Below are 26022 nucleotides of genomic sequence, written 5' to 3'. Positions count from 1 at the left end.
GCGCGTGGAGACGCGCGTCGGGAGAGGACCCTTCATGTCCAGCTTCCGTCGCCTTTTGCGCCTCTGCGCGCTGCTCCTGACGCTCCTGCTCGGGCTGATCGTCGGCACTTCGCCGACGATTGCGCAGGCGGGCGCCCCGACCGGCCGTATCCAGAATACCGCGACGCTGTCGTTCGACGACGCGGCCAGCGATTCCGGCATACGCACCGTGCCGTCCAACACGGTCGCGCTCGACGTAAACCGTGGCAAGCGTCCGACCACGCTATCCTTTCGACTGGCACCCACCAATTATACCTTCACCGGCGCGAAGTGTCAGACTGCCCCGACCTATGTCTTCACTCCCGCACCGATCGACGGGACTACGTTCGCGGCCGCGCCCAAGGTCGCGGCGCTGGATGTCAAGGAAGACATGATCCTGGTGCTCGACAATCAGGCCGGCAATCATGATTCCGCGGTCCGTGAAACGTCGGTGATCACCGCCGATATCGGCAACAGCACCGTCAAGCTGACGCTGACCGAAACCACGCCCGACAGCGGCATCTTCGCTGGCGGCGTTCCCTCCACCGAGACCGGCCGATATCCCGACCTCGAACCCTGCGAAGTGCGGACCCGCGGCGCGAAGATCACGCTCATCTTCACCGAGGACGAATTCAGCTTCGGCTCGACCTCCTCGATCCTTATTGATCCGGCCGGCTATACCTTCGATTCGCGCACCGGCGCACTGGTCGATGGCGCTACCGTGACGCTGGTCGACGAGACCGGCCAGCCGGCAACCGTCTTCGGCGACGACGGTGTCAGCCGCTACCCCTCGTCGATGGTGACGGGCGAGAGCGTCACTGACGCCAGCGGACGGGTCTACCCTGGCGAAACCGGGCGCTATCGCTTCCCGCTGACCGCGCCTGGCCGCTATGCGCTGAGGGTCGTGCCGCCCGGCACGTATGTCGCGCCCTCGACGGTCGAGCGCGCGACGCTGGCTGCCCTCAAGGACCCGGATGGCGCGGCGTTCATCCTTAAGGGCGCCAGTTTCGGGGAAACATTCACGCTGTCGACGCCCGAGCCGTTTTCGGCGGATATCCCGCTCGACGCCCCCGGGGCGGGGTCGCTGCTGCTGACGAAGGTGGCATCGGTGCGCGAGGCGTCGCCCGGCGATTTCGTCCAGTATCTGCTGCGCATCACCAACCGCGATTCGGTCGCGGCCCGCGGGCTCCACGTCGCCGACACCTTGCCCAGGGGACTGCGCTACGAGCGCAATTCCGCGCGCGGCGGTGACGAGCCGAGCGTGTCGAGCGATGGTCGCAGCCTCGACTTCGTCATACCCGTGCTCGCCGCCGGTGCCTCGACCGAGCTGAAATACGTCGTCAGCATCGCCCCCGGCGCACCCACCGGCGAAGCGCTCAACCGTGCGCGCGTCGTCGGCCAGGGCAGCGTCACCAGCAACGAGGCGGCGGCATCGGTTCGCCTGCGTCCGCTCCTGTTCACCGATGCGATGACGATCATCGGCCGCGTGACCGAGGGGAATTGCGGCGATCCGGTCGACAAGCGCAAGGGCGTGCCCGGAATCCGCCTTTTGATGGAGGACGGCACGTTCGTCTCCACCGATCGCGACGGGCTGTATCATTTCGAGGGCGTCCGCGCCGGGCGGCACGTCGTCCAGATCGACACGTCGAGCATCCCCGCGACGCACGCGCCGGTCGCCTGCGACATCGACACGCGTCAGGCCAACAGCCCGATCTCGCGGTTCGTCGAGGGGGATGGCGGCCTGCTCAAGCGCGTCGACTTCCAGTTGAAGCCCACCGGCAAGGCCGCGGCGGCCGATTCGGGCCTTCCCATCACGGTCGCGGATGCCGCCCTCGCCGCGGGTAGCCGCGACTGGCTGGCGAGCGAACAGACCGCGGGCATCGACTGGCTGTTCCCGAGCGCCGACCATAATCCGCGCGCGCCGGTCGTTCGCGCCGTCGTCAAGCACGCGGCCGGCCAGCGAGTCGCGCTGACGATCAACGGCAAGCAGGTCGAGCCGCTCGCGTTCGACGGTACCGATCAGCGTGACGGTTCCGACGTCGCGGTCTCGCGCTGGACGGGTATCCCGTTGATCGACGGCGACAATCGCCTCGAGGCACGCGTGCTCGCCGCGGACGGCAGCGTCGTGAAGACGCTCGACCGCAAGGTGTATTATGCCGGGCCCGGCGTCCGCGCGGTGTTCGATGCCGCCAACAGCCGGCTCGTCGCCGACGGCCTGACCCGTCCGCTGATCGCGGTGCGCGTGACCGACAAGACCGGCCGCCCGGTGCGCGCGGACACGCTCGTCCCCTTCACCGTCGACCAGCCTTATACCGCGGCGGTCGAAGCCGAACTCGAACAGGGTCGCCAGCTCGCCGGTCGCGAGCGCGCGTCCACCACGGCGCTGGTGGTCGGCGACGACGGTCTCGCCTTCATCGCGCTCCAGCCGACCACGCAGGCCGGTGCGGTGCATGTCGTCGTCTCGTTGGCGGAAGAGAAGATCGTTCACACCAGTGAAGTCCGCGCCTGGCTCGCTGCGTCCGCCAAGGACTGGGTCGTGGTCGGGTTCGGCGCGGGCTCGCTCGGCTACGACATGCTCAGCAAGCGCCAGTCCGGTCTGCCGCGGTCGGAGCGGGGCAGCGTGGTCACCGACGGCCAGCTCGCCTTCTACGCCAAGGGGCGGGTCAAGGGATCGTGGCTGGCGACGATCGCCTATGACAGTGACCACAAATACGATCCCGATCGCGGGCTGCTCGGCACGATCGACCCCGACCGCTATTACACCGTGTACGGCGACGGATCGCGCCAGGGCTATGACGCGGCGACCCGCCGGAAACTGTACCTGCGGCTCGAGCGTCGCGAGTTCTACGCGCTGTTCGGCGATTTCGAGACCGGCTTCACCGACACGCAGCTGACGCGCTACAATCGCACGCTCAACGGCATCAAGACCGCGTATGAGGGCAAGCGCGTACGTGCGACCGGGTTCGCGGCGCATACCGACACGCTGTATTCGCGCGACGAGATCCAGGGCAACGGGCTGAGCGGTCCCTACCGTCTGTCGGGCCGTAAAATCGTGCCGAACAGCGACAAATTGCGGCTCGAAACCCGCGATCGCTTTCGCTCCGAACTGATCGTCACCAGCACCGAACTGACCCGCCACATCGATTACGACATCGACACGTCCATGGGCACGGTCCGCTTCCGCCAGCCGATCCTGAGCCGCGACAGTAGCTTGAACCCGATCTTCATCGTCGCCGATTACGAGATCGAGGGCGGCAGGTCGGCGAAACTGGCAGCCGCCGCGCGCGTCGCGACCAAGCTCGCCAACGGTCGCGTCGAAGTCGGCGCCGCGGTCATCCGTGACGAGACGGTCGGCAAGGCCACCGTGCTTGGCGCCGATATCAAGGCGCGCGTCGATGCGACCACCGAATTGCGCGGCGAGATCGCCAAGGGCGGTCGCGGCGGACTGGGGCAAGGCTTCGCCTATCTGGCCGAGGTCGACCACCACGGCACCAAGCTCGACCTGCTCGCCTATGCCCGCCAGCAGGATACCGCGTTCGGTGTCGGTCAGCAGAACCTCGTCGAGGCAGGCACGCGCAAATTCGGGCTCGACGGCCGGTTGCGGCTGACCGATCGGCTGAGCGTGACGGGGGTCGCGTGGTATCAGCAGCAGTTGAGCAACCCCGGTACGCGCGCCGCGGGCGAGGCCCGCCTGGAATATCGCCGCGACACCGGTACGATCTTCGTCGGCGGCCAGTTCGCGTCGGATCGCGGCATCGACGGCAAGAACCGCGACAGCCGTCTGCTGACGGTCGGCGGCACGCAGGCGTTGTTCGGCAGCGCGGTGACGATAACCGGCCAAACCCAGTTCGCGCCCGGTGGCGACAGCGACAGCGTAGACTTCCCGGTCCGTCACCAGATCCAGCTCGCGTACCGGATCAAGCCCGGCATCCGCCTGATCGGTGGATACGAGATCGCGAACGGCGACGGCTATGTCGCGCATACCAAGCAGTTCGGCGTCGACGTCGCCCCCTGGACCGGTGCCAAGCTGATGAGCACGCTCAACCAGCAGGCGATCGGCGAGAATGGCGCGCGGACCTATGCGCAATATGGTCTCAGCCAGTCGGTGCCACTCGGCAAGAACTGGACCGTCGACGGCACGCTCGACGCCAGCAACACGCTCAAGGGCACGATCCCCGAGGGCGCGGTGGTCAACGCGTTCCAGCCGGTCACCTCGGGCGGCTATGTCGGGCAGGACCAGACCAACGGCGATTACGCGGCGGCGACGCTCGGCGCGACCTATCGCCAGGCACGCTGGTCGTGGAACGGGCGGCTCGAATATCGCAACGCGGACAGCGGCGATCGCTGGGGAATCACGACCAATTTCCTCCGCACGCTGGGGCAGGGCAAGACGCTCGCGTCGAGCATCAAGGCCTATACGATCAAGGATAACGGCGGCGCGGTCGCCACCTATGCCACCGCCGACGTCGCGCTTGCCTTCCGTCCGCTCGACAGCCGCTGGTCGGTGCTCGAACGGCTCGAACTGCGGCACGAGAGCGCGGATGCAGGATTCACGGACACCAATTCCCTCGGCGTGCCCGCCTATGGCGGCGGCGATCAGGTGACGTCGCGGATCATCAACAATCTGGCGGTGAACTATCGCACCGGCCCCGAAGGGCTCGGCCACGGCACCGAGGCGACGCTGTATTACGGCGCGAAATACGTCGCCGGGCGCTTCGTCGACGACGCTTATGACGGCTATATCGACGTGACCGGGTTCGAGATGCGCCACGATATCGGCACGCGGTTCGATATCGGCGTGAGCGGTTCGGTCCAGCACGCATGGGAGCGCGGCGCATGGTCGTGGAGCGGCGGGCCGTCGGTCGGCGTGTCGCCCGCGCAGAACACGTGGATCAGTGCCGGCTATAACGTGTCCGGCTACCGCGACCGCGATTTCGAGGATGACCGCTACACGCGGCAGGGGCCGTACGTGACGATGCGGCTGAAGTTCGACCAAACGACGATCGGTGGCGCCACGCGCGCCCTGTTCGGCGGGCGGCGATGATACAGGGAGAGAGATCCATGCCAATGCCGATGCCGGGCCAGCCCGCACCGATGCCGCTGCCACGCGACTTCACCGACCACGGTCCATGCGTCGAGGACCTCGCCCGGGCGTTCGCGACGCAGGATGCGGCGACGAGCGAGGCCTTGATCGAGACGCTCGCGACGCAGGCGATCCGTCAATGGCGGCTGGACGACGCGACGTTCTGGTAGCGGGTGAAGTTCCAGGCGCGAATGATCCGCGCAACGCAAGGGCCGGGGGCTGCGGTGAACCGCCAATAAATCCTCCCCGGCAGGGGGAGGTGTCGCCGAAGGTGACGGAGGGGGAGGACGGCGATGACGCCTGTTCCGTGTCCTCCCCCTCCGTCTGGCAAGTGCCAGCCACCTCCCCCTGGCAGGGGAGGATTTCAGCCACCGCTATGTCTCGTCGGTGGTCAGCTTCACCTTGTTGGGCAGCTTCTTTCCCTTGGTCCGGCGCGAAGGCAGCTGGACCGGGTTCTTCTTCTTCCATTGGGCAAACGTCATCGGGCCCTCGGGCGTTTCGATGATCGTGTCGTCGATCGAACTCATGCAATGCCTCCGCCAAGCCCAACGCACAGCGGCGACATGGGGACCCTCGAAGGGGGTGTTTACTCTATCGGAAAAATGGTGCGGCCAAGAAGACTCGAACTTCCACGGGCTTTCGCCCACAACGACCTCAACGTTGCGCGTCTACCAGTTCCGCCATGGCCGCCCATGAAACATCACCGGGCGGACCCGGCATCTGGTAGGCGAGCGCCACTAGCAAGGCTTTCCGCATCGCGCAACGCCCTTTGCGAAAAAGCGTTCGTCCGGTACCGCAAAGGATGGCCGCACCCCGTCATTCCACGAATCTGAGGGCCGAAACGCGGCGCATCCTCGCGCTCGCGTGGCCGGTGATGCTGACGAGCCTCAACTGGACGATCCTGCACGTCACCGACGTGATCGTCGTCGGCCTCGTCGGCGTGCATGAAGTCGCAGCACTGGGGGCGAGCCGCTCGCTGACGTTCATCGCGATCGTCACCGGGCTCGCATGGCTGTCGGGCGTGCTCGTCCACACCGCGCGCGCCGACGGGGCGGGCGACCTGCCGCGAACCGGGCAGGTGCTCCGCGAAGGTCTCGTGCTGGGGTTGCTGCTCGGGCTTGTCGTCGGCGGCGTCATGTTCGTGTTCGCCGACGCCATGCTCGCCGGGATCGGCGTTGCGCCTGCGCTGGTCGAGCCGGCCGGGCGAGTCGTGCGGGTAATGGCGTTCACCTATCCGCCGCAACTCATGATCGTCGCCGCCAGCTTCTTCCTGGAGGGCGTCAGCCGGCCACGGCGGGTCGCGGTGGTGAATTTGTCGATCCTGCCGTTCAACGCCGTGCTCGCCTGGGCGATGTCAGGCGGCCATCTCGGATTGCCCGCCATGGGTGCGGTCGGGGCGGCGACGGCCACCGCGGTCGCGTCCGGCCTCGGTGCGGTCGGCATGATCGCCGCAGCACTGACCCTGCCGCGCGCGAAGGAACGGGGTGTACGGCGAATCGATCTCGCGGCATGGCAGGGGGTGCCAGCCGGGATCGCGACGCTGGCGGTGTTCGGCATAGTTCCGGCCGTCGCGTCGGGGCTCGAGCTTGCCGGCTTCTCGATCCTGATCGCGCTGTCGACGCAATTCGGCGACGACGTCGCGCACGCGTTCCAGATCGTGTTCTCGGTCCACAACGTCACCTTCGGGGTGGCGCTCGGGCTTGGCTCGGCATGCGGCGTCCGCGTCGGCAATGCGGTGGGCGAGGGAAATCCGACTGCGGGTATCGCGCGCGCGCTGATCGCGACCGGCCTGTCGATGCTCGCGCTGGGCATGTGCGGGATCGTCCTGATCGTCGGCCGAGGGCCGATCGTCGCGGCGTTCCCGGCCGACATCGCCACGCACGGAACCGCGCTGGCAATGTTGCCGGTATGGGCGCCGTTCATCCTGTTCGACGGCGCCCAGGTCGTCCTCGTCTACGCACTCCGCTCGCTCGGTGATCAGGTCGTCGCGGGCGTGAACAGCATCGTCGCGTATTTCATCGTCACAGGCGGCGCAGGCTGGTGGATGGTGCACGCGGGGCTCGGGCCGATGGCGCTGGTCTACGCCTCCGGACTCGGCATGGTGACAGCGGCACTATTGCACGGCGTGCGGTTCTGGATCGTGAGCCGGCGGTTGCGCCACTGACACGATCCTCCCCCTGGCGAGGGAGGACTCGAAGGACTTAGCGCGTCGCCTCGCCCGCGAAACTCAGTTCGAGCCGCTTCGAGTTCGCGGGCACGTTCAACGTCGCCGAGTTGAAGTCGATCGCACCGCCCGGCGCGAGCGTCCGCTGCTGCGGGGTGATCGTCCAGCTATACACCAGGCGTCCCTGCGCATCGCGGAGTTCGGCGCGGATGTCGGGCACGCGCTGGCGCTGGTTCGACGGGTTGGTGACCTGACCGCTGACCGCGAACAGCTCGGAACCGTTGTCCAGTTCGCGTCGCTCGATCGGATTGTCGCGTAGCCGTAGCGGCGTCTCGTCGCTGCCGATCCCGAGACCGAGCTTGGCCGCGACACCGGGCGCACCGAGATACACGATCGCCCCCGCCGCAATCAGCATCAGCAACCCGGCGAGCACAGCCACGATCGTCCAGCGCCGCGTGGTGTTGCGACGGGGGCGGAACGGTGGCTGCTCGGCGACTGGCGGGAATGTCGGTGCGGCATAGGTCGGGATGATCGCAGACTCGGGTGCCGCCGGTGCGGCCGTCACCGGCGCAGGGGAAGCAAATGGTGCGAATCGTTCCGTAGGCTCCACCACCGGCGGACGCGCCAGCGGAGCAGGCGGGAGCGGGGCGAGCGGGGGCGGCACGGGGGCGAGCGGCGTCGGTTCGGGACTTTCCAGCGCGTCCTCGATCTCCGGTGCGGCGGCCTGGAACCAGCTATGCCGGCAATTGGCGCAGCGCACGGTGCGCCCCTCGGTCCCGATCGCGCTGTCGGGGACCAGATAGCGCGTACTGCACTCGGGACATTGGAGGATCATGGATACGCTTCACCAGCGGCCGCCGGAGCGCGACCGTTCTCACGGCGAATAAGCACGCGGCCCGCATATGTGGCAAGCTTGAAGCGGCGCGCGCTTTCATGCGAAAGCGCCGATACGGGCATTGGCACGGGCATCAAGCGGGCGAGAGCGGGCGCAACCACGTCATGGCGAATATCGTCCAATTCGAGAATGTCGGGCTTCGCTACGGCACGGGCCCGGACGCTGGACCGGAGACGCTGTCAGACGTCAGCTTCACGCTGCGCAGCGGTGCGTTCTATTTCCTGACCGGGGCGAGCGGTGCGGGGAAGACATCGCTGCTGCAGCTCCTGTATCTGGCACAACGGCCGACGCGCGGCGTGATCCGCCTGTTCGGCGAGGATGCAGTGGTGTTGTCGCGCGATCGCCTGCCCGGGTTCCGGCGGCGGATCGGTGTGGTGTTCCAGGATTTCCGGCTCGTTCCGCATCTGTCGACCTGGGACAATATCGCGCTGCCGTTGCGCGTTGCGGGCATGCCCGAAGCGGATATCGAGCAACCGGTGCGCGAGATGCTCGCCTGGGTCGGGTTGACCGAGCGTGCCGATGCGCGGCCGGCGACGCTGTCGGGTGGCGAGCAACAGCGCGTCGCGATCGCCCGCGCGGTGATCGCCCGCCCCGAGATCCTGGTCGCGGACGAGCCGACCGGCAACGTCGATCCCGACATGGCCGAGCGGCTGCTGCATCTGTTCGAATCGCTCAACAAGCTGGGGACGACCGTGGTCGTCGCGACCCACGACTTCCACCTGCTCGGGCGGATACCCGGCGCGCAGATGATGCGGCTCGATCGCGGGCGGCTGCTCGATCCGACGGGGTCGCTCCGGTATCCGCCGACGCGGCCTGATTCATGATGCTGACGAAAGCCCGGTCCTCGGCCGAACGCCGCGTGCTCGACGAGGCGGGTGGCCTGCGCGCGATGACGTGGGTGATGGCGATCATGCTGTTCCTGACGATGCTCGCGGCGGCGCTCGGGCTGGCGACCGCGAGTGCGGCGCGCCTGCTCGATCGGCAATTGGCGGGGCGGTTGACGGTGCAGGTCGTCGATGGCGATCCGGTGCGGCGGGACGTCGCCGCCGCACGCGTGCTTGCGGCGCTGCGTAGGATGCCAGCGGTGGCGCGCGCCACGCCGGTCGATCGCGCCGAGCTGACCCGGTTGCTGCAACCCTGGCTCGGGTCGGATGGCGCAGATCCGCAATTGCCGGTGCCGGCGATGATCGATGTCGACCTCGCCGACCATGGCGACGTCGCCGCCGTGCGGGTCGCGGCCACGGTGCGCCGTCTGAGCCCCGCGGTCCGCGTCGATCGTCACGAAAGCTGGATGTCACCGGTCAACGACGTCATGCGGTCGCTCACGGTCCTCGCACTGGCGCTGGTCCTGCTGATGGCGAGCGCGACCGCGGCAGTCGTCGTACTGGCCGCGCGCGCCGGTCTGGAGACGCATCGCGCGACGATCGCAGTGATGCATATGCTCGGCTCGACCGATCTGCAGGTCGCGCGATTGTTCCAGCGGCGGATCGCGCTCGATGCGACGATCGGTGGCGTCGGCGGCGGTGTCGCGGCGCTGCTGGTGGTCGGGTTCATCGGCATCCGGTTGCACGGATTGGGTTCGGAGCTGTTGGGCGGCGTTACGCTTGGCGGGGTCGACTGGGTGGCGCTCGCGCTGCTGCCGATTGCGTTCGTCGTCCTCGCCACGCTCGCCGCGCGCGTCACGATCGTCCGCGCGCTGAGGCACATCCTGTGATCGTGCGGTTCTTTGGCATCCTGGGTCTCGCCTGGGCGTTCGGCTTCGCGGTGTTCATGCTGCTGCTGCCCAAGCCGCTCGACGGTTTCACGACCGATGCGATCGTGGTGCCGACCGGTGGGGCAGGGCGGATCGACCGCGGCATCGCCTTGCTCCGCGATCATCAGGCCAGGCGGATGCTCGTGACGGGCGTCGCGCCGGGGGTTCGGCCGATCGATCTCGCACTGGAGTATCGGACCTCGCCTGCCTGGTTCGCGTGCTGCATCGATCTTGGCGCGGACGCGGTCGACACGCGCTCGAATGCGGAGGAAACGGCGCGGTGGGTGCGCGTGCACAAATACCGGTCGGTGCGCCTGGTAACGTCGGATTGGCATGTCGCGCGGGCCCGGATGGAACTGGCGGCGGCGCTCGACAAGAACGTCGTGATTCTCGGCGACGGGGTGCCCGGCACGCCTCGCCTCGGGACCTTGGTCAACGAATATAACAAGTTGATCCTTCGCCGGATCGCGCTGTGGATAGGATTTGGCGGATGATTTGGCTGCGCAACTGGGCGTTCATGCTCGTTTTCTACACGGGGTCGGTGCCGATCGTGGTGAGCGTGCCGATCTCGGCGCTGTTCGGGTCGCGCGCGGTCATCGTGCATTCGACGATCTGGACGCGGTTTCATCGTTGGTGCGCACGGGTTATTCTCGGTGTGCATGTCCGGATCGAGGGGACCAGGCCGACCGAGCCGGCCTTTTATGCGTGCAAGCATCAGGCGATGTTCGAGACGCTCGAGCTGCAGCGGATGCTCGACGGCCCGGCGATCGTGCTGAAGCGCGAGCTCGCCGATATTCCGGCCTGGGGGTGGGCGGCGCGGCGCTATGGCGCGATCGTCGTCGACCGCGAGGCGTCGGCCAAGGCGATGCGCAGCATGATGCGCGAGGCGACCGCGGCGAAGGCGACGGGGCGGTCGATCCTGATCTTTCCCGAAGGCACGCGGGTTTCGCCGGGGGAGCATCCGGCGCTGAAGCCCGGGTTCGCCGGGCTCTACCGCGCGTTGAAGATGCCGACTGTGCCGATCGCATGCGACAGCGGGCTGGTATGGCCGAAAAAGGGCCCGAAGCGGCCGGGGGTGATCACGTTCCGCTTTGGCGAGGTGGTGCCGCCGGGCCTGCCGCGCGAGGAGGCCGAGCAGCGTGTCCATGCGGCGATGAACGCGCTGGATTGATATATGCGACCACCCCGGCGAAGGCCGGGGCCCAATTGGGGGACGTGGCGAACGGGCGTTGCGCGTCGTCACGTTGGCCTACCCAATTGGGCCCCGGCCTTCGCCGGGGTGGTTAAATTTCACTCGTGGGTGCGGCCGAAGTCCTGGACGTCGTCGTCCTGGCCTTGCTCGACGATGCTGCGGCGGATCGCGCGGGTCCGCGTGAACAGGTCGAACAGCGCATCGCCGTCGCCCCAGCGGATCGCACGCTGGAGCTGGCTCAGATCCTCCGAGAAACGCTGGAGCATCTCCAGCACCGCCTCGCGGTTGTTGAGGAAGATGTCGCGCCACATCGTCGGATCTGACGCCGCGATGCGCGTAAAGTCGCGAAAGCCGCCGGCGGAATATTTGATGACTTCCGACTGCGTCACTTCCTCGAGATCGCCCGCGGTGCCGACGATCGTGTAGGCGATAAGATGTGGCAGATGGCTGGTCACCGCGAGGACGCGGTCGTGATGCTCGGGCGCCATCGTCTCGACCTGCGCGCCGAGCCGCCGCCAGAATTCGGCCACGCGCTCGACCGCGACCGCATCCGCGCCTTCGGGGGGCGTGACGATGCACCAGCGGTTGCGGAACAGCGTCGCAAAGCCCGCTTCGGGGCCGGAGCGCTCGGTGCCGGCGACCGGATGCGCCGGGATCACGGTAGCGCCCGGTAGCGCGTCGGTCAGCGCGCGGACGATCTCGGCCTTGCAGCTGCCGACGTCGCTGACGATCGCATCCGCGGGGAGCTCGGCTGCGAATTCGCGCGCGACGTCGCCCATGATCCCGACGGGGACGCAGAGAATCACGAGGTCGGCGTCGATCACCGCGGCACCCGCCGAGTCCGCGACGTCGTCGCAGAATTGCAGCCGGTCCGCCGCTTCGCGCACGCCCGCGTCGGCGTCGTAGCCGGTGATGCGAACCGTCGGCATCGTCTCCTGCACCGCGCGCGCCACCGACGAGCCGATCAGCCCCAGCCCGATGATCGTGACGCGCGCGAACGGCAGCATCAGGCCCGCTCGACCAGATCGCGCAGCGCCGCGGTGACGCCGCGCGTCTCCTCCTCGGTGCCGATCGTGATGCGCAGCGCGTTGGGCAGCCCCTGGCTTGGTAGCCAGCGGACAATATAGCCCGCCTCCATCAGTCCGTGATAGGCGGCGTCGGCGGTCAGTGTGCCCTCGAACAGCACCAGCACGAAGTTCGCCTTCGACGGTACGCAACGCAGCCCCGCATTGCCCATCTGGCCGATCTGCTCGACGAACCAGCCGCGCCACGTGTCGTTGTGCGCGCGAGTCGCGTCGACGAAGCCGGTGTCGGCGAGGGCGGCGACCGCGGCGGCCTGGCCGGCGGTGGTCACGTTGAACGGCGCGCGGATGCGGTGCATCGCGTCTATGATCGGCGCGCAGGCATAGCCCCAGCCGATCCGCTCGGCGGCCAGCCCGTGGATCTTCGAGAAGGTCCGCGTGACGAGCACGTTCGCCTCGGTCATCGCCAGCGCGAGACCCGCATCGTCCTCCTCGGGCGACAGATATTCGGCATAGGCCTGATCGAGCACCAGTAGCACCGACTTCGGCAGGCCTGCATGCAGTCGCGCGATTTCCGCGCGCGGCGTGAATGTGCCGGTCGGGTTGTTGGGGTTGGCGACGAACACGACGCGGGTGCGCTCGGTGACCGCCGCCAGGATCGCATCGACGTCGGTCGCATAGTCGCGGTCGTCGACGATGACGGGTTGGGCCCCGACGCGGCGCGTCGCGATCTCGTAGACCGCGAAACCGTAGCGGACATGGATGATCTCGTCGCCGGGGCCCGCATAGGCGCCCGCGACTAGATGCAGGATCTCGTCCGACCCGGTGCCGTAGATGACGCGCGCCGGATCGAGGTCGTACTGCGCCGCCAAGGCCTCGCGCAATTCGACCGCGCCCGCATCGGGATAGCGTTCGAGCGTCCGGTCGGCGGCATCGAACGCGGCCTTGGCGGCGGGGCTGGTGCCGAGCGGATTCTCGTTCGACGACAGCTTGATCACCTTGCGGCCATCGTCGGTCGTCGAGCGGCCGGGCGTGTACGGCGCGATCCCCATGATCCAGGGCTTCGGCGCGGGTGCGGGCATGATGTTTGTCATGGCCGCGGGGCATAGCGGGCGCGGTGCCGCGGTGGCAAATGCTTGTGTGTGCCGGTGGCGTCGGGGACGCCGGGTTTCGCTCCCGTCATCCTTCTCGCCCCCCCCGTCATCCTGACGAAAGTCAGGATCCAGAGCGACGAATGTCGGCGCCTGATACTCTGGATCCTGACTTTCGTCAGGATGACGGGGCGATCCTCCCCCGCCAGGGGGAGGTGGCTGGCGCTTGCCAGACGGAGGGGGAGGCAAGGGAAACCGTCGTTGCGTGTCCTCCCCCTCCGTCGCCTTCGGCGCCACCTCCCCCTGGCGGGGGAGGATCGAGGATGTGGACGGCGCGCTGGTGTGACGGCGGCCGCTTATGGTAGCGCGCGGCATGCTCGATCCTGCGACCATCGACCCCGAGACCGACCGCCGCTTCGGCCTGGCGCGGCGCGTCACGCTGCCCGGACCGCTCAAGCTCGATGGCGGCGTGTTGCTGTCGCCGGTCGATATCGCCTACGAGACCTACGGCACGCTGAACGCCGACGCCTCGAACGCCATCCTGATCTGCCATGCGCTCACCGGCGACCAGCATGTCGCATCCGAGCATCCCCGCACCGGGAAGCCGGGCTGGTGGACGCGGATGGTCGGCGAGGGCAAGCCGATCGACCCCGCGCGGCACTTCGTCGTGTGCGCCAACGTGCTCGGCAGCTGCATGGGCTCGTCCGGCCCCGCGACGATCAACCCGGCGACCGGCAGGCCCTGGGCGATGGCGTTTCCGGTCATCACGATCCGCGACATGGTCCGCGCGCAAGGCATGCTGCTCGATCATCTCGGCGTCGGCGTGCTCCACGCGGTCGTCGGCGGATCGATGGGCGGGATGCAGGCACTGAGCTGGCCCGCCACCTTCCCCGAGCGCGTGAAGGCGTGCGTCGTGATCGCGTCGACCGCGCGCCACACCGCGCAGAACATTGCCTTCCACGAGGTCGGGCGCCAGGCGGTGATGGCCGATCCCAACTGGCGAGGCGGTGAGTATCACGACGATTCGGCACCGACCGCGGGGCTCGCCGTCGCGCGGATGGCGGCGCACATCACCTATCTGTCGGAAGCGGGACTGACCGAGAAATTCGGTCGCCGATTGCAGGCACGTGACGCGAAGTCGTTTGGATTCGACGCGGATTTCCAGGTGGAGAGCTATTTGCGGCATCAGGGGCTCGCGTTCACCGACCGGTTCGACGCGAACTCGTATCTCTACATCACGCGCGCGATGGATTATTTCGATCTCGCCGAGGAACATGGTGGACTGCTCGCCAACGCCTTCCGCGCGACCAAGTCGCGGTTCTGCCTCGTCAGCTTCGACACCGACTGGCTGTATCCGACCGCCGAATCGCGCGCGATCGTCCAGGCCCTGAACGCCGCCGGCGCGCCGGTCAGCTTCGTCGAACTGTCGAGCCCGTATGGCCACGATGCGTTCCTGCTCGAGGCGCCCGATCTGAACCGGGTCGTCGACGGATTCCTGAGGGCGGGGCGATGACGATCATTCTTTCGGACGATGCGAGCCGGTTGCAGATCGACCGCATCCACGGCTGGCTGGCGAGCAGCTACTGGTCGCCGGGGATCGAGCGGGCGCTCGTCGAACGTGCGATCGCGGGATCGCATTGCCTCGGCGCCTACCGCGATGACGCGCAGGTCGGGTTCGCGCGGATGATCACTGATCACGCGACGTTTGCGTGGCTGGCGGACGTCTGGGTCGAGGAGACGGTGCGCGGGCAGGGGCTGGGACGGCGGATGGTCGGCTGGTTCCTCGATCATCCGTCGTTTGCCGGGCTGCGGCGGATCGGGCTCGTCACCGCCGACGCGCACGGCGTCTATGCAGGGCTCGGCTTCCACCCGCTGGTCCGCGCGGATCGCTATATGGAGCGGCTCGCCCCCGGGCTTGCCGATCAGTTACGGACCGCACCATGACGTTACGCACCGACCTTGCCGTCATCGCCGAGAACGTCGCGCAAGGCAGCCGCGTGCTCGATATCGGCTGTGGCGACGGCGCGCTGATGGCGGCGCTGCGCGACACCCGCGGCGTCGACGCGCGTGGGCTGGAGATCGACGCGCGCAACGTCGCCTCGGCGGTCGCGCGCGGCTTGTCGGTGATCCAGGGCGATGCGGACGTCGACCTGGCCGGCTATCCCGACGGCAGCTTCGATTACGCGATCCTCAGCCAGACCTTGCAGACCGCGCGCGCGCCCGATCTGGTGCTCGATCACCTGCTTCGGATCGGTCGGCGGGCGTTCGTCAGCTTCCCCAATTTCGCGCATTGGCGCGTGCGGCTGTCGCTGCTGTGGGGCGGGCGGATGCCGGTGACCCGGCAATTGCCAGAGAGCTGGTACGACACGCCCAACATCCACCACGTCACGATCGACGATTTCCGCAGCTTCGTGAGGACGCGCGGCATCACGGTAGAGAATGCGTGGTTCCTGTCGGGCGACAAGCAGACTGGTACGGGCGCCGCCAACCTGCTCGCCGAACACGCGGTATTCCTGCTTCGGCCATGATCGGCCTGCGACAAATGTAACACTATGTTGCGCGATACTGATTGAGATCAGTATCGCGACGGAACCGATCGGCGGGCGACTGGTTACTCCGCCGATGACCAAGACCGCCCTTATTGTCGAAGACGAGATTTTCGTTGCGCTCGACCTGGAGCGTATCCTCATGGATGCCGGGTACGGCGTGGTGGGGATTGCGGCGGATCGTGACAGCGCGATCGCCGCGGCACCGGGATGCAGCTTCGCATTCGTCGACATCAACCTGCGCGACGGACCGACCGGACCGGAGATCGCCAAGCGGATGGCGCAGGATTACGGCGTCAAGGTCGTGTTCGTTACCGCAAACCCTGCGCAGATCGGTGACGCGGAATGCCTCGGCTATATCCGCAAGCCGTTCAGCGATGCTGCGATCCTGGCGGCTGCGGCCCTTGCATGCGACGAAGAGCCGACCGCGCACGACGACGTCATTCGCGTCAGCGGCTGAACGCAGCCTTCGGGATCATCAGCTCGACGATCAGGCCGTCTTCATTCCACGTCCGGGTCACGCTACCGCCCAACTGACGCACCGCACTCATCTCGATCAGCTGCGTCCCGAAGCCTGCAGGAGTCTCAGGTTTTGCAACGGACGGCCCCCCCGCTTCGCGCCAGTTCAACGTCACCCTGTCGCCATTTGCCGCGACGGTGATCCGGACCGTGCCGAGTTCGGTTGCAAGCGCGCCATATTTGGTCGCGTTGGTTGCGAGTTCGTGAAACATCAACGCGAGCGGCGTCGCCGAGCGATCGTCGATCGTCACATCCTCGCCCGCGACGCTGACCCGTGCGCCGTCGATCCGCTGATACGGCTCGAACAATTCGTGCAGCAGGCCGTGTAGACTGTTCTGCGCCATCAACGGTCGCGAACTGGCGCTGTGCGGGCGGACGAAATCATGCGCGCGACCCAGTGCGTTGATCCGGTGGCGCAGGTCGGTCGCGATTCCGGCAAACTCCGGCTTGCCCCGCGCCGAGAACGCGATGAGCCCGGCAATGACCGCGAATATGTTCTTGATGCGGTGGCTCAGCTCCTGGCTGATGACCTCGCGTTCTTCATAGGCGAGCTTTTGCTCGTGGATGTCGGTGCATGTGCCGAACCAGCGCTGGATCGCGCCGCTTTCGTCGCGGACCGGCAGCGCGCGACCCAGGACCCAGCGGTACGTGCCGTCGAAATGCCGCAAGCGATATTCGATATTATAGGGGTCGCCGGTTGCGAGCGACTGGCGCCAGATCGCCCAGGCGCGATCCTGATCCTCGGGGTGGAACATGCCGTTCCAGCCCTCTCCGTCGGTCGTACCGGCGGGTGCGCCGGTGAACTCGTACCAGCGCGCATTATAATAATCGTGGAAGCCATCGGGCAGCGTCGACCATACCATCTGCGGCATGGTGTCGGCGAGCGTGCGGAACCGCAGGTCGCTCGCCTCCAGCGTGCGTCGCGCCTCGGCTTCGGCCAATGCCTGTTCGCGGGCGGTCCTGCGATCGTCGAGCCGACCCATTGCCGCCCTGGCGAGCAGCGTCAGGCCGTCCCGCTGGAACCGCGTCAGCCCCTCGCGCGGGTCCGGCGCCAGCACGCAGAGCGCGCCCAGCGGTACGCCTTCGCTGGAGACCAGGGGCGCACCGGCGTAGAAGCGGACATACGGCTCGCCGGTCACCAGCGCATTGTCGACGAACCGCGGATCCGCCTGCGCGTCGGGCACTTCCATCACATCGTGATGATGCATCGCATGCGCGCAGAACGACATGCTGCGCGGCGTCTGTTCCAGGTCGGTACCGCTCCGCGCGAGAAAGCGCTGATACTCCTCCTCGACCAGACTGACCAACGCGATCGGTGCCCCGCAAAGCTCCGCTGCAAACGACACGATGTCGTCGAGCTGGCCTTTGGCGCGGGCACCGGCGACGTCGTAGGCCGAGATCACGCGGCTACGCTCAGCCTCGTCGAACACGGCAGTCTTCGGAACGGAGTATAGCGGCGTCACGGAGATCAGAACGGCACGTCGTCGTCGAGATCGTCCGAGAAGCCGCCGGTCTGGCCGAAGCTGCCGCCGCGGGCCCCGCCACCGCTACCGCCACCCGAGGGTGCGCTGCCACGACCGCCGCCGCCGCCGCCGCCGCCGCCGTAACCGCCGCCGCCACCCGACGAGCCGCCGCCGAAGTCGTTGCCGCCGCCAGCACCGGCCCAGTCGTCGCCGCCGCCACGGCTACCGCCGCCGCCGCCTGCGCCGCCGCCCTGGCCGCCATTCGGGCCGTCGAGCATCGTCAGCACGCTGTTGAAGCCCTGCAACACGATCTCGGTCGAATATTTGTCCTGGCCCTGCGCATCCTGCCATTTGCGGGTCTGGAGCGCGCCCTCGATATAGACCTTCGAGCCCTTGCGCAGATACTTCTCCGCGACGTTGGCGAGGCCTTCGTTGAAGATGGCGACCGAATGCCACTCGGTCTTTTCCTTGCGCTCGCCCGACATCTTGTCCTTCCAGGACTCGGACGTCGCGATGCGCAGATTGACGACCTTGCCGCCGTTCTGGAACGCCTTGCTCTCCGGGTCGCGACCCAGATTGCCGACGATGATGACCTTGTTGACGCTGCCTGCCATGATGCCCCTCAGAGGCCGGCGAACATCGCCAGCCAATATGTGATTCCGGCCATTATGTAGGCGGCGGCGAACAAATAGCCAACCATGAACGCCGGCCATTTCCATCCGTTGGTCTCGCGACGCGTGACAGCGATCGTCGAAATGCACTGCGGTGCGAACACGAACCACATCAGGAAGGCGAGCGCGGTCGGCAGGCTCCAGCGGCCGCGCAGGTTCTCGATCATCGCCTTTCCGCCCTGATTGCTGTCGGGGTCGTCGATAGCATAGACCGTGCCGATCGCCGCCACGGCCACTTCGCGCGCGGCCATCGCCGGGATCAACGCCAGCACGATGTCGCGGTTGAAGCCGATCGGCGCGAACACGGGCGCGATGCCGTTGGCGATACGCCCTGCGACCGAATAGTCGACCGGCGAGACCTTGCTGCCCTCGGGCGGCTTGGGGAAGCTCAGCATCACCCACAGCACGACCGTCGAGACGAGGATGATGCCGCCGGCGCGCTTCAGGAAAATCTGCGCGCGGCTCCATAGCCCGATGCCGACGTCGCGCCACTGCGGCCACTGGTATTTGGGCATCTCCATCATGAAGCCCGACGACACGCCCTTGGTGACCGTCCGGCGCAGCACCAGCGCGGCGACGAACGCGCCGACGATCCCCATCACGTACAGCCCGAGCATCACCAGACCCTGCAGCCCGACGAAGGGAAGCACCTGCGTGTTGGGAATGAACGCGCCGATGATCAACGTGTAGACCGGCAGGCGGGCGGAGCACGTCATCAGCGGCGCGATCAGGATCGTCGTCAGCCGGTCCTTCTCGTCGTCGATCGTCCGAGTCGCCATGATGCCGGGAATCGCGCAGGCAAAGCTCGACAGCAGCGGGATGAACGCACGGCCCGACAGCCCGACGCTCGCCATCACGCGGTCCATCAGGAACGCCGCGCGGACCATGTAGCCGCTCGCCTCGAGCACGAGGATGAAGAGAAAAAGGATCAGGATCTGCGGCAGGAACACGATCACCGCGCCGACGCCCGCGATCACGCCGTCGACCAGCAGCGAGCGGAGCAGCGACGGGGCGAGTTCGGACGTGAGGAACGCCTGCAACGCGGTGAAGCCCGCATCGATCGCGTCCATGAACGGCTGTGCCCAGCTGAACACCGCCTGGAACATCAGGAACATGATCGCGAGCAGCAGGATCGGGCCGGCAACGGGGTGCAGTGCGACCGCATCGAGCATGTGCGTCCAGCGGCGTACGGTCGTCTCGGACACGGTCGCGGACGTGGCGATCTGGCGCGCGCGGCGCTGGAGCGTGACGATGTCGTCCTGAACGCTGCCGTCCGATTTGCGCAGCCGCATCGGGCCGTTGACGACGATGCTGGAGAGCGCGGCCTTGAGCTCGTCGAGACCACGCTTGCGCACCGCGACGGTCGGGATCACGCGCACGCCAAGTTCGCGTTCGAGGATCTTGGGATCGAGCTTCAAGCCGTCGCGCTCGGCGAGATCGACCATGTTGAGTGCGACCACGACCGGTAATCCCAACGCAATCAGCTGGAGCGTGAAGCGCAGATGATTGTCGAGATTGGCGGCGTCGACGACGACGACCAGCGCGTCGGGCAGGCGCTCGCCGTCCTGCGTGCCGGTAACGACGTCGCGCGTCACGCGCTCGTCGGGAGAAGAGGGTTCGAGGCTGTACGCGCCGGGCAGGTCGACCAGTTCGACCGGCCGTCCGTCGTCGAGCGTCAGCCGCCCGACCTTGCGCTCAACCGTGACGCCCGGATAATTGCCGACCTTCTGCCGCGCACCCGTGAGCGCATTGAACAGCGCGCTCTTGCCGGCATTGGGATTGCCGACCAGCGCGACCAGCGGTGCTGCGTTCATTCTAAAGGATTATTCGGCCGCGGCAGGCATGGGAGAAACCTGGATCGCGCCGGCGACGGCGCGACGCAGCGCGACGGTCATCCGGCCGATCCGGCAGGCGATCGGGCCCTGGCCCAGCGTCGCGCGGTGCAGGACCTCGACATCGACACCCTCGTCGAAGCCCAGTTCGCGCAGGCGTCGCGCTTCAGGCCCGGCGAGACGCGCCCATTCGATGGCGGCGACAATCGCATGCTGCTTGCGCGGCAGGGTTTCGAGGCTGACGGAACGATCGGGGCGAGTGTCCATGATGCGACTGATTATCAGTAACGCTGGGGGAAGGGAAGCCCAAAGCGGATCACCCTACCGCTAACACCCCGTCATCCTGACGAAAGTCAGGATCCAGAGCCACATGTGCGGTTATCTGTGGCTCCGGATCTGAGTCGCGCCCGAGATGACGAGCCTCCGGTCGGGCTGCGCCCAAGCCCTCACGCGGTCGGATAGCGTAGGCGGCCGACGAATCGCGACAGGCTGAAGCCGTGCTCGGTGCGCTTGAGGAAACCGGCCTTGGCCTTTTCGAACTGCATGATCCCGCTGATCCGGCGACCGAGGAACGCCCGGGTCTCGGCAAGGCCTTCGCTGTCGTCATCGAGGAAGACGGTGATCGTCGACGCATAGACGCCGAGCAGGATCGTGCGCTTGGTGTAATAGTTATAGTCGGTCGCGACATCGCCCGCGGCCCGCCAGATCGTGTCCACCGTCCGCCAGCCGAGCCGCGTCGCCTTCGCCAGATTCTGCGGGAGTGCGAGGACCGCCAGCGCGCGGCGCAGCGATTCGCGGTCGATCGATGTCGCATCGAGGCGTGCCTCGACCAGCGCGGTGATCTTTTCGCGGATCTTCATCAGCGCGAGGCGTTCGGGCGGCACTGCGGCGAGCATCACGCGGTCGATATGCGCGAACCACGCGTCGATCATGTCGACCGGACCGTCCTTAAAGGCCAGCGCGGCGATATCGGTGTCGATCCCCTCGGCCTGCGCGGCCATGTCGCGCGCGGCATCGCTCCAGCCGTCGAACGCCGCGTTGGCGGCGATGCCAGGCGCAAGCTTTGCGCGGATTTCGTCGAGCGTAAGGTCCTGGGTCATACCGTCTCCTGCCGTTCAAAATCAGACGTATCACGCGCGTCTTCAAGAGGTAATTCGGGGGGAGGTCCCTGGCGGACGAGCACCAGCGCGACCGCCACCATCACGACACCGACCAGATCCGCCGCGCCGAGCCGTTCGCCGTACACCAGCCAGCCCACCACACCGGCAACCACAGGCTGGATGAGCAATGCGATCCCGATCACCAGCGGCGTGAACCGGCCGAGCGCATAGATCATCAGCCCCTGGCCAAGCACCTGGCTGCACAAGGCGAGCCCGATCAGTGGGCCCCAGTGCGTCGGCCACACCCGCTCGCCCATCGCCAGCGCGAACACGAGCAGCGGCACGATCCCGGCGAGCGTCGACAGGGTCAGCGCGGACAGCGGCGCCAGCGTCGCCCGCGCGCGCGCCATCAGGATGAAATAGACCGTGTAGAGCAGCCCCGCGAGAATGCAGAGCAGGTCGCCCACGAGGTTCTTGGCATCGAGTTGGTACGAGCGCCCCAGCAACAGCGCAGCCCCCGCCGCCGCCAGCACCAGCGCCCAGCCCTGCGTCCGCGTCGGCCATGCCTTGGCGACCAGGAAGCCATAGATCGGGAAGATCAGCGTCGCCGCGTTGCCGAACAACGTCGCATTGGCGAGCGTCGTGCGCCGGATGCCGAGATGCCACGCGCCGAGATCGGCCGCAAAACACACGCCGCCGACGATCAGCCCGATCCACACGCCGCGGCCCAGCCTGGTCGGTCGCGCGCCCTGCTGCACCGCCAGCGCGACCAGGAACGGTACGGCGAGCGTCAGGCGCCAGAACCCCGCGGCGACCGGTCCGACTTCGGTCGCGCGCACGAACCACGGTCCGAACGCGAGCGCGACGTTGGCGACGACCAGCGCGGCGAACGCGACCAGCCCCGGCGCGGGCGGCGATACCGCATGTGCCGTATCGGGCAGGCTAGATAATGTTTGCGGGTCGGGGCGATGCATGCCGCCCTGTAGCCTCCTATCTTGCGCCCGTCAGGCCAATAAGGAGCCCCCATGCCTAGCCTTTTCGATCCGATTACTCTTGGTGCCATCGACGCGCCGAACCGCATCATCATGGCGCCGCTCACGCGCGGGCGTGCCGACAGGGATGCGGTGCCGACCGACATCATGGTCGACTATTATACGCAGCGGGCAAGCGCCGGCCTGATCATCTCGGAGGCCACCGGCATCAGCCGCGAAGGCCTCGGCTGGCCGTTCGCGCCGGGTCTGTGGACCGATGCGCAGGTCGCCGCCTGGAAGCCCGTCACGGACGCGGTCCACGCCGCTGGTGGTCGCATCGTCGCGCAGCTGTGGCACATGGGTCGCCAGGTCCATTCGTCGGTGATCGGCATGCAGCCGGTTTCGTCGTCGGCAACCGCGACCGAAGGCCAGGCGCACACGTTCGAGGGCAAGCAGGATTTCGAGGTCGCGCGTCCGCTCGAACTGAACGAGATCCCGCGCCTGCTGAACGATTACGAGCTGGCGACGAAGAATGCGTTGGCAGCTGGCTTCGACGGCGTGCAGATCCATGCCGCCAATGGCTATCTGATCGACCAGTTCCTGCGCGACAACGCCAACAGCCGCACCGACGAATATGGTGGCTCGATCGAGAACCGCGTGCGCCTACTCCGTGAAGTCGCCGAGCGCGTCATCGCGGTCGCCGGTGCCGACCGCGTCAGCGTGCGCCTGTCGCCCAATGGCGATTCGCAGGGCGTCGACGACAGTAACCCGAAGGAGTTGTTCACCGCAGCGGCCAAGGCGCTGTCGGACCTCGGCATCGCGTTCCTCGAACTGCGCGAGCCTGGTCCCGATGGTACGTTCGGCAAGACCGACGTGCCCAAGCTCAGCCCCGAGATCCGCAAGGTGTTCAACGGCGTGCTGATCGTGAACTCGGACTATACCAGCGTCGAGGAGGCACAGGCCGAACTCGATTCGGGCAATGCCGACGCGATCACCTTCGGTCGTACGTTCATCGCGAACCCGGACCTGCCCGAGCGGCTGCGCACCGGCGCGCCGCTGGCGAAGGACGATGCGAAGACGTGGTACAGCCAGGGCCCCGAGGGGTACATCGACTACCCCGCGCTCGAGACTGCGAACGCATAAGCGCGAACCGGCTCGGCGCTCGATCCTCCCCCCGCAAGGGGGAGGGGGCAGGCGCCAGCCTGATGGAGGGGGAGGTACGCACGAACGTTGTTCCTCCCCCTTCCATCACCTTCGACGATACCTCCCCCTGCCGGGGAGGATCGTGAGGGACGAACCTCTGGTCACCGGTGCCGCCATCGCCTAGCAGCGCGCCTCCGCGTCGTACGGCGCACCGGTGACGACAGGATATCGAATGACCGACGGTTGGCCGAGCGGCGGCAGGGGAACGGGGCCGCTCATGCCCGGCACCGCCGACCGTGCCGCAAAGCGGGCGGAGGAGCGCGCCAACGGCCGCGAGCAGCGCGCGAGGGAGCGGCTTGCCGCGTCCGAGCAACGGTCTGAATCGCGGCTCGCCCAGCGCGATCTCCAGTCCCAGGAGCGCGAGCGTGCGCGCGAGGCGCGCCGGATCGAGGAGGATCAGCGGATCGAGGCGCGCTTGAATGCGCCACCAACCAATGATGTCGAAGCGCTGAAGATCTCCAAACGCCGTCGCTCGGGTGCACTCGCGCGCAGTGGCGAGGAGACGAAGAAGGAGCGCGATACGCGCGGCTATACGACCATCGTCGATTCGAAGCGGATACGGACTCTCGCGGATCGCGGCGCGTCGATGTCGGCACTGGCAGGCGCGTTCGGGATCAGCGTCGAGGAGGTCGAGGCGGCGCTGCTGGAAACGGCCGGCGAAGGCTGACGGCAGCTCAGGCCGGCATGCGATCCCCGGCCAGCCATGCCTTCGCCGCGTCGATGTCGAGGAAGGTGCGGCAATTCTCGGCCTTCAGATAGCGTTCGGTCTGGAGCTTGGCCAAATGCGACGCGACCACCGCGGCGATCGGCGCAGACGTCACCTTCAGGGCCTTGGGCATCATCGCTTCGAGCGCATCGATGACCTTCAGCGGCTGGATCGCCGCCTTGCGCAGGTCGGCGAGCACGACGAACCGCCCATGATACACCCGCGCCGCCGTACCCCGTGCGAGCAGTTCGGCGGAGAACGCCGCGGTCGTCGCGACCGACCAGAACCCTTCGGTGACGATGATGAGAGTCTTGGTCGGAACGTCGAAGGCGATCGTATACATATTGATGCCGGTTAACATCCGCGCCTTAACGATATGCTGTCGTCCGGTTAACTGGTTCCGGGAAGATTGACATGGAGCCGCCGGAAGCGCGCCTCGATCAGGCTGTACGCGCCGAACAGCGCCAGACCGATCCCGGTCAGCGCGAGGAGCCACTTCCCACCCGGTTGCGACTGCAGTCGCTCCAGCGCCTCGGCCACGCCGCCCGCGTCGCTCGCATGTGCGGTCCACGCGGCGAGTCCGAACAGCCCCGCGACGATCAGAAACACGAGCGCGCGCGCGCTGTAGCCGATCCGGCCCATCGTGCAGACATAGCCGGGGGCAGGGGCATCGCCGCGCAGATCGTGGATGAAGTCGCCGCGCCACGCCTTCTTTGCCTGCTGGAAGCCCGCGACGAGGATGCCGATCGCGACCGCGCCGACCAGAACGCGGCCAGCGGGCTGGTCGAGCAGCAACGCGGTCCAGTCGCGGGCGCTCTCGTCGCCGGGCGAGACGGCGGTATCGCGCGATCCGGATTTCATCGCGAGCTTGGCGGCGGTCCACGCGAGGATCAGGTGGGCGATCCCGCTGACGACATGGCCGATGCGTTTGAGGCTTCCCTTGATGTCGCTACCGATCCCCTCCGGATTGGCAGCGGCCTCGGTCAGCCGCCAGATCGCGTAGCCGAGCAGCCCTGCGGCGACGATCGCGAGCAGGAACGGGCCGAACGGCTCGTCCGCCATCGACCCAATCGCGCCCTGATTGTCGGCGATCTTCCCGCCGCGCAGTGCCGCGTCGACCGCGAACCAGCCGACGAGGATGTAGACTATGCCGCGGGCGGCAAAGCCGAGCTTGGCGAGCAACGTCGCATTCGCATCCGAAATCATGATGGCCACTTTGTTACGGGGGCATAACGGCGCTGGGGGCGCGACGTTCCTGCGGCTGGGCGGTGAGGGGAGTCCTGTAGGGGCGGGGTGATTTGCGTTCGGGGGTCGTGAGCGTTTTCTACGCCGTCGATCCAAGCGCGCCGACTTCACGATCCTCCCCCGCCAGGGGGAGGTGGCGCCGTAGGCGACGGAGGGGGCGGACACGGCACGGAGGGTATCGCTTACCTCCCCCTCCGTCAGGCTGACGCCTGCCACCTCCCCCTGGCGGGGGAGGATTTCAGCTTTGCCCTCACTCTAGCCCATCGCCGGCTTTGCCATCGCGTCCTCTCCCAATGGAGAGGGGTGGGATCCGCGACATCCTCCCGTGGGAAGGGTGAGGGTGAGATTATTCCGCAGATTTGTCGGGTGTGAGACCCTCAAGTCTAGCGCCGTCGAGCGTCGCGTCGATCCGAGCGTGCTCGGCCGCGTCCCTCGTCTTTTCCGCCGCTGTCCGCCCGAACACGCGCCGGTTCTGGTCCGCCCGCACCGACGCCTCGGCCCGAGCGCGCTGCTTGCGCGCAAGTCGCAGGTTGATCACCTCACCCACG

Annotated in this window: 26 protein-coding genes and 1 tRNA gene; 13 read left to right on the top strand and 14 right to left on the bottom strand. The window is 67.3% G+C overall.

Going from position 1 to position 26022, the window contains the following annotated elements:
* The first annotated feature begins 34 nt into the window (after positions 1-34).
* Complete coding sequence (locus HMP09_RS12460) at positions 35-5062, top strand: DUF11 domain-containing protein (protein ID WP_176500621.1); 5028 nt, start codon at positions 35-37, stop codon at positions 5060-5062.
* 17 nt (positions 5063-5079) lie between these two features.
* Positions 5080-5271 carry a hypothetical protein gene (locus tag HMP09_RS12455; protein WP_176500620.1) on the top strand — a complete coding sequence of 64 codons (192 nt, stop codon included), beginning with the start codon at positions 5080-5082 and terminating at the stop codon, positions 5269-5271.
* A 204-nt stretch (positions 5272-5475) separates the two neighbouring features.
* Here the strand turns inward: HMP09_RS12455 and HMP09_RS12450 are convergent, their stop codons facing one another.
* Complete coding sequence (locus tag HMP09_RS12450; RefSeq protein ID WP_164913449.1) at positions 5476-5628, bottom strand: hypothetical protein; 153 nt, start codon at positions 5626-5628, stop codon at positions 5476-5478.
* Between the two features lie 76 nt (positions 5629-5704).
* A tRNA-Leu gene (locus HMP09_RS12445) sits at positions 5705-5791 on the bottom strand.
* Positions 5792-5903: 112 nt separating this feature from the next.
* Between HMP09_RS12445 and HMP09_RS12440 the strand changes: the two genes are divergently transcribed.
* Positions 5904-7265: an MATE family efflux transporter gene (locus tag HMP09_RS12440; RefSeq protein WP_232090238.1), complete on the top strand. Its 1362-nt coding sequence runs from the start codon at positions 5904-5906 to the stop codon at positions 7263-7265.
* A gap of 37 nt (positions 7266-7302) precedes the next feature.
* Here HMP09_RS12440 and HMP09_RS12435 read toward each other — a convergent pair whose 3' ends face one another.
* Positions 7303-8100: an MJ0042-type zinc finger domain-containing protein gene (locus HMP09_RS12435; protein WP_176500619.1), complete on the bottom strand. Its 798-nt coding sequence runs from the start codon at positions 8098-8100 to the stop codon at positions 7303-7305.
* A gap of 164 nt (positions 8101-8264) precedes the next feature.
* On the opposite strand from HMP09_RS12435, the gene ftsE reads away from it, so the two are divergent.
* The 4 genes from ftsE to HMP09_RS12415 are packed head-to-tail and all read left to right on the top strand — an operon-like array spanning position 8265 to position 11084.
* Complete coding sequence (gene ftsE, locus HMP09_RS12430; protein WP_176501753.1) at positions 8265-8984, top strand: cell division ATP-binding protein FtsE; 720 nt, start codon at positions 8265-8267, stop codon at positions 8982-8984.
* Entirely contained in the window at positions 8981-9874 is an 894-nt protein-coding gene (locus HMP09_RS12425; protein WP_232090236.1) for a permease, read from the top strand. Before ftsE ends, HMP09_RS12425 begins: the two co-directional genes overlap by 4 nt.
* A complete protein-coding gene (locus tag HMP09_RS12420) occupies positions 9871-10407 on the top strand; it encodes a YdcF family protein (RefSeq protein ID WP_443026419.1) in 537 nt (178 codons plus the stop codon). The genes HMP09_RS12425 and HMP09_RS12420 overlap by 4 nt, the downstream gene beginning before the upstream one ends.
* Positions 10404-11084, top strand: a complete 681-nt coding sequence (locus HMP09_RS12415) for a lysophospholipid acyltransferase family protein (protein WP_176500618.1) — start codon at positions 10404-10406, stop codon at positions 11082-11084. Before HMP09_RS12420 ends, HMP09_RS12415 begins: the two co-directional genes overlap by 4 nt.
* 119 nt (positions 11085-11203) lie before the next feature.
* Here HMP09_RS12415 and HMP09_RS12410 read toward each other — a convergent pair whose 3' ends face one another.
* Both HMP09_RS12410 and hisC read right to left on the bottom strand, forming a co-directional pair.
* Positions 11204-12112: a prephenate/arogenate dehydrogenase family protein gene (locus HMP09_RS12410; protein ID WP_176500617.1), complete on the bottom strand. Its 909-nt coding sequence runs from the start codon at positions 12110-12112 to the stop codon at positions 11204-11206.
* Entirely contained in the window at positions 12112-13209 is a 1098-nt protein-coding gene (gene hisC, locus HMP09_RS12405; protein ID WP_176501750.1) for a histidinol-phosphate transaminase, read from the bottom strand. Before hisC ends, HMP09_RS12410 begins: the two co-directional genes overlap by 1 nt.
* 382 nt (positions 13210-13591) lie before the next feature.
* On the opposite strand from hisC, the gene metX reads away from it, so the two are divergent.
* The 4 genes from metX (at position 13592) to HMP09_RS12385 (ending at position 16224) form a co-directional block, all read left to right on the top strand.
* A complete protein-coding gene (metX, locus tag HMP09_RS12400; RefSeq protein WP_176500616.1) occupies positions 13592-14731 on the top strand; it encodes a homoserine O-acetyltransferase MetX in 1140 nt (379 codons plus the stop codon).
* Positions 14728-15162, top strand: a complete 435-nt coding sequence (locus HMP09_RS12395; RefSeq protein ID WP_176500615.1) for a GNAT family N-acetyltransferase — start codon at positions 14728-14730, stop codon at positions 15160-15162. Before metX ends, HMP09_RS12395 begins: the two co-directional genes overlap by 4 nt.
* The gene (gene metW, locus HMP09_RS12390) at positions 15159-15746 is read left to right on the top strand and encodes a methionine biosynthesis protein MetW (RefSeq protein WP_176500614.1); all 588 of its coding nucleotides are present in this window, start codon (positions 15159-15161) and stop codon (positions 15744-15746) included. Before HMP09_RS12395 ends, metW begins: the two co-directional genes overlap by 4 nt.
* Positions 15747-15840: 94 nt before the next feature.
* Positions 15841-16224, top strand: coding sequence for a response regulator (locus HMP09_RS12385; RefSeq protein WP_176500613.1), 384 nt, complete (start codon positions 15841-15843; stop codon positions 16222-16224).
* Here HMP09_RS12385 and HMP09_RS12380 read toward each other — a convergent pair.
* The 6 genes from HMP09_RS12380 to HMP09_RS12355 form a co-directional block, all read right to left on the bottom strand.
* The gene (locus HMP09_RS12380) at positions 16214-17746 is read right to left on the bottom strand and encodes a sensor histidine kinase (RefSeq protein ID WP_443026418.1); all 1533 of its coding nucleotides are present in this window, start codon (positions 17744-17746) and stop codon (positions 16214-16216) included. The genes HMP09_RS12385 and HMP09_RS12380 overlap by 11 nt on opposite strands.
* 5 nt (positions 17747-17751) lie before the next feature.
* Positions 17752-18360 carry a single-stranded DNA-binding protein gene (gene ssb, locus HMP09_RS12375; RefSeq protein ID WP_176500612.1) on the bottom strand — a complete coding sequence of 203 codons (609 nt, stop codon included), beginning with the start codon at positions 18358-18360 and terminating at the stop codon, positions 17752-17754.
* Between the two features lie 8 nt (positions 18361-18368).
* A complete protein-coding gene (gene feoB / locus HMP09_RS12370; RefSeq protein ID WP_176500611.1) occupies positions 18369-20231 on the bottom strand; it encodes a ferrous iron transporter B in 1863 nt (620 codons plus the stop codon).
* Between the two features lie 9 nt (positions 20232-20240).
* Positions 20241-20516 (bottom strand): FeoA family protein, encoded by a 276-nt coding sequence (locus HMP09_RS12365; RefSeq protein ID WP_055874807.1) that lies wholly within the window; start codon positions 20514-20516, stop codon positions 20241-20243.
* Between the two features lie 179 nt (positions 20517-20695).
* Positions 20696-21349 (bottom strand): COQ9 family protein, encoded by a 654-nt coding sequence (locus HMP09_RS12360; RefSeq protein WP_176500610.1) that lies wholly within the window; start codon positions 21347-21349, stop codon positions 20696-20698.
* Positions 21346-22323 (bottom strand): DMT family transporter, encoded by a 978-nt coding sequence (locus tag HMP09_RS12355; protein ID WP_176500609.1) that lies wholly within the window; start codon positions 22321-22323, stop codon positions 21346-21348. The genes HMP09_RS12360 and HMP09_RS12355 overlap by 4 nt, the downstream gene beginning before the upstream one ends.
* Positions 22324-22374: 51 nt before the next feature.
* On the opposite strand from HMP09_RS12355, the gene HMP09_RS12350 reads away from it, so the two are divergent.
* Positions 22375-23463, top strand: a complete 1089-nt coding sequence (locus HMP09_RS12350) for an alkene reductase (protein WP_176500608.1) — start codon at positions 22375-22377, stop codon at positions 23461-23463.
* A gap of 232 nt (positions 23464-23695) precedes the next feature.
* Positions 23696-24190, top strand: a complete 495-nt coding sequence (locus HMP09_RS12345; RefSeq protein ID WP_232090234.1) for a hypothetical protein — start codon at positions 23696-23698, stop codon at positions 24188-24190.
* 7 nt (positions 24191-24197) lie between these two features.
* On the opposite strand, the gene HMP09_RS12340 is transcribed toward HMP09_RS12345, so the two are convergent.
* From HMP09_RS12340 to HMP09_RS12330, 3 genes are all read right to left on the bottom strand, one after another.
* On the bottom strand, positions 24198-24572 hold the full coding sequence (locus tag HMP09_RS12340) for a hypothetical protein (RefSeq protein ID WP_176500607.1): 375 nt from the start codon (positions 24570-24572) through the stop codon (positions 24198-24200).
* A gap of 47 nt (positions 24573-24619) precedes the next feature.
* Positions 24620-25435 (bottom strand): DUF1206 domain-containing protein, encoded by an 816-nt coding sequence (locus HMP09_RS12335; RefSeq protein WP_232090876.1) that lies wholly within the window; start codon positions 25433-25435, stop codon positions 24620-24622.
* Between the two features lie 385 nt (positions 25436-25820).
* Positions 25821-26021, bottom strand: coding sequence for a DUF4169 family protein (locus HMP09_RS12330; protein ID WP_176500605.1), 201 nt, complete (start codon positions 26019-26021; stop codon positions 25821-25823).
* Between the last annotated feature and the right edge of the window lies 1 nt (position 26022).

It is taken from the genome of Sphingomonas sp. HMP9, assembly GCF_013374115.1.
Lineage (GTDB): Bacteria > Pseudomonadota > Alphaproteobacteria > Sphingomonadales > Sphingomonadaceae > Sphingomonas.
The sequence above is the reverse complement of the archived record's forward strand: the minus strand, read 5'-3'. Positions and strand labels throughout refer to the sequence as shown.

What these genes read in the sequence shown, in the direction of transcription:
- ssb (WP_176500612.1), bottom strand. Translation starts at nt 18,360, where the DNA reads ATGGCAGGCAGCGTCAACAAGGTCATCATCGTCGGCAATCTGGGTCGC.
- HMP09_RS12355 (WP_176500609.1), bottom strand. Translation starts at nt 22,323, where the DNA reads ATGCATCGCCCCGACCCGCAAACATTATCTAGCCTGCCCGATACGGCA.
- HMP09_RS12435 (WP_176500619.1), bottom strand. Translation starts at nt 8,100, where the DNA reads ATGATCCTCCAATGTCCCGAGTGCAGTACGCGCTATCTGGTCCCCGAC.
- HMP09_RS12440 (WP_232090238.1), top strand. Translation starts at nt 5,904, where the DNA reads ATGGCCGCACCCCGTCATTCCACGAATCTGAGGGCCGAAACGCGGCGC.
- HMP09_RS12365 (WP_055874807.1), bottom strand. Translation starts at nt 20,516, where the DNA reads ATGGACACTCGCCCCGATCGTTCCGTCAGCCTCGAAACCCTGCCGCGC.
- HMP09_RS12425 (WP_232090236.1), top strand. Translation starts at nt 8,981, where the DNA reads ATGATGCTGACGAAAGCCCGGTCCTCGGCCGAACGCCGCGTGCTCGAC.
- hisC (WP_176501750.1), bottom strand. Translation starts at nt 13,209, where the DNA reads ATGCCCGCACCCGCGCCGAAGCCCTGGATCATGGGGATCGCGCCGTAC.
- HMP09_RS12335 (WP_232090876.1), bottom strand. Translation starts at nt 25,435, where the DNA reads ATGATTTCGGATGCGAATGCGACGTTGCTCGCCAAGCTCGGCTTTGCC.
- ftsE (WP_176501753.1), top strand. Translation starts at nt 8,265, where the DNA reads ATGGCGAATATCGTCCAATTCGAGAATGTCGGGCTTCGCTACGGCACG.
- HMP09_RS12360 (WP_176500610.1), bottom strand. Translation starts at nt 21,349, where the DNA reads ATGACCCAGGACCTTACGCTCGACGAAATCCGCGCAAAGCTTGCGCCT.
- HMP09_RS12460 (WP_176500621.1), top strand. Translation starts at nt 35, where the DNA reads ATGTCCAGCTTCCGTCGCCTTTTGCGCCTCTGCGCGCTGCTCCTGACG.
- HMP09_RS12385 (WP_176500613.1), top strand. Translation starts at nt 15,841, where the DNA reads ATGACCAAGACCGCCCTTATTGTCGAAGACGAGATTTTCGTTGCGCTC.
- metX (WP_176500616.1), top strand. Translation starts at nt 13,592, where the DNA reads ATGCTCGATCCTGCGACCATCGACCCCGAGACCGACCGCCGCTTCGGC.
- HMP09_RS12415 (WP_176500618.1), top strand. Translation starts at nt 10,404, where the DNA reads ATGATTTGGCTGCGCAACTGGGCGTTCATGCTCGTTTTCTACACGGGG.
- feoB (WP_176500611.1), bottom strand. Translation starts at nt 20,231, where the DNA reads ATGAACGCAGCACCGCTGGTCGCGCTGGTCGGCAATCCCAATGCCGGC.
- HMP09_RS12340 (WP_176500607.1), bottom strand. Translation starts at nt 24,572, where the DNA reads ATGTATACGATCGCCTTCGACGTTCCGACCAAGACTCTCATCATCGTC.
- metW (WP_176500614.1), top strand. Translation starts at nt 15,159, where the DNA reads ATGACGTTACGCACCGACCTTGCCGTCATCGCCGAGAACGTCGCGCAA.
- HMP09_RS12450 (WP_164913449.1), bottom strand. Translation starts at nt 5,628, where the DNA reads ATGAGTTCGATCGACGACACGATCATCGAAACGCCCGAGGGCCCGATG.
- HMP09_RS12345 (WP_232090234.1), top strand. Translation starts at nt 23,696, where the DNA reads ATGACCGACGGTTGGCCGAGCGGCGGCAGGGGAACGGGGCCGCTCATG.
- HMP09_RS12395 (WP_176500615.1), top strand. Translation starts at nt 14,728, where the DNA reads ATGACGATCATTCTTTCGGACGATGCGAGCCGGTTGCAGATCGACCGC.
- HMP09_RS12410 (WP_176500617.1), bottom strand. Translation starts at nt 12,112, where the DNA reads ATGCTGCCGTTCGCGCGCGTCACGATCATCGGGCTGGGGCTGATCGGC.
- HMP09_RS12350 (WP_176500608.1), top strand. Translation starts at nt 22,375, where the DNA reads ATGCCTAGCCTTTTCGATCCGATTACTCTTGGTGCCATCGACGCGCCG.
- HMP09_RS12455 (WP_176500620.1), top strand. Translation starts at nt 5,080, where the DNA reads ATGCCAATGCCGATGCCGGGCCAGCCCGCACCGATGCCGCTGCCACGC.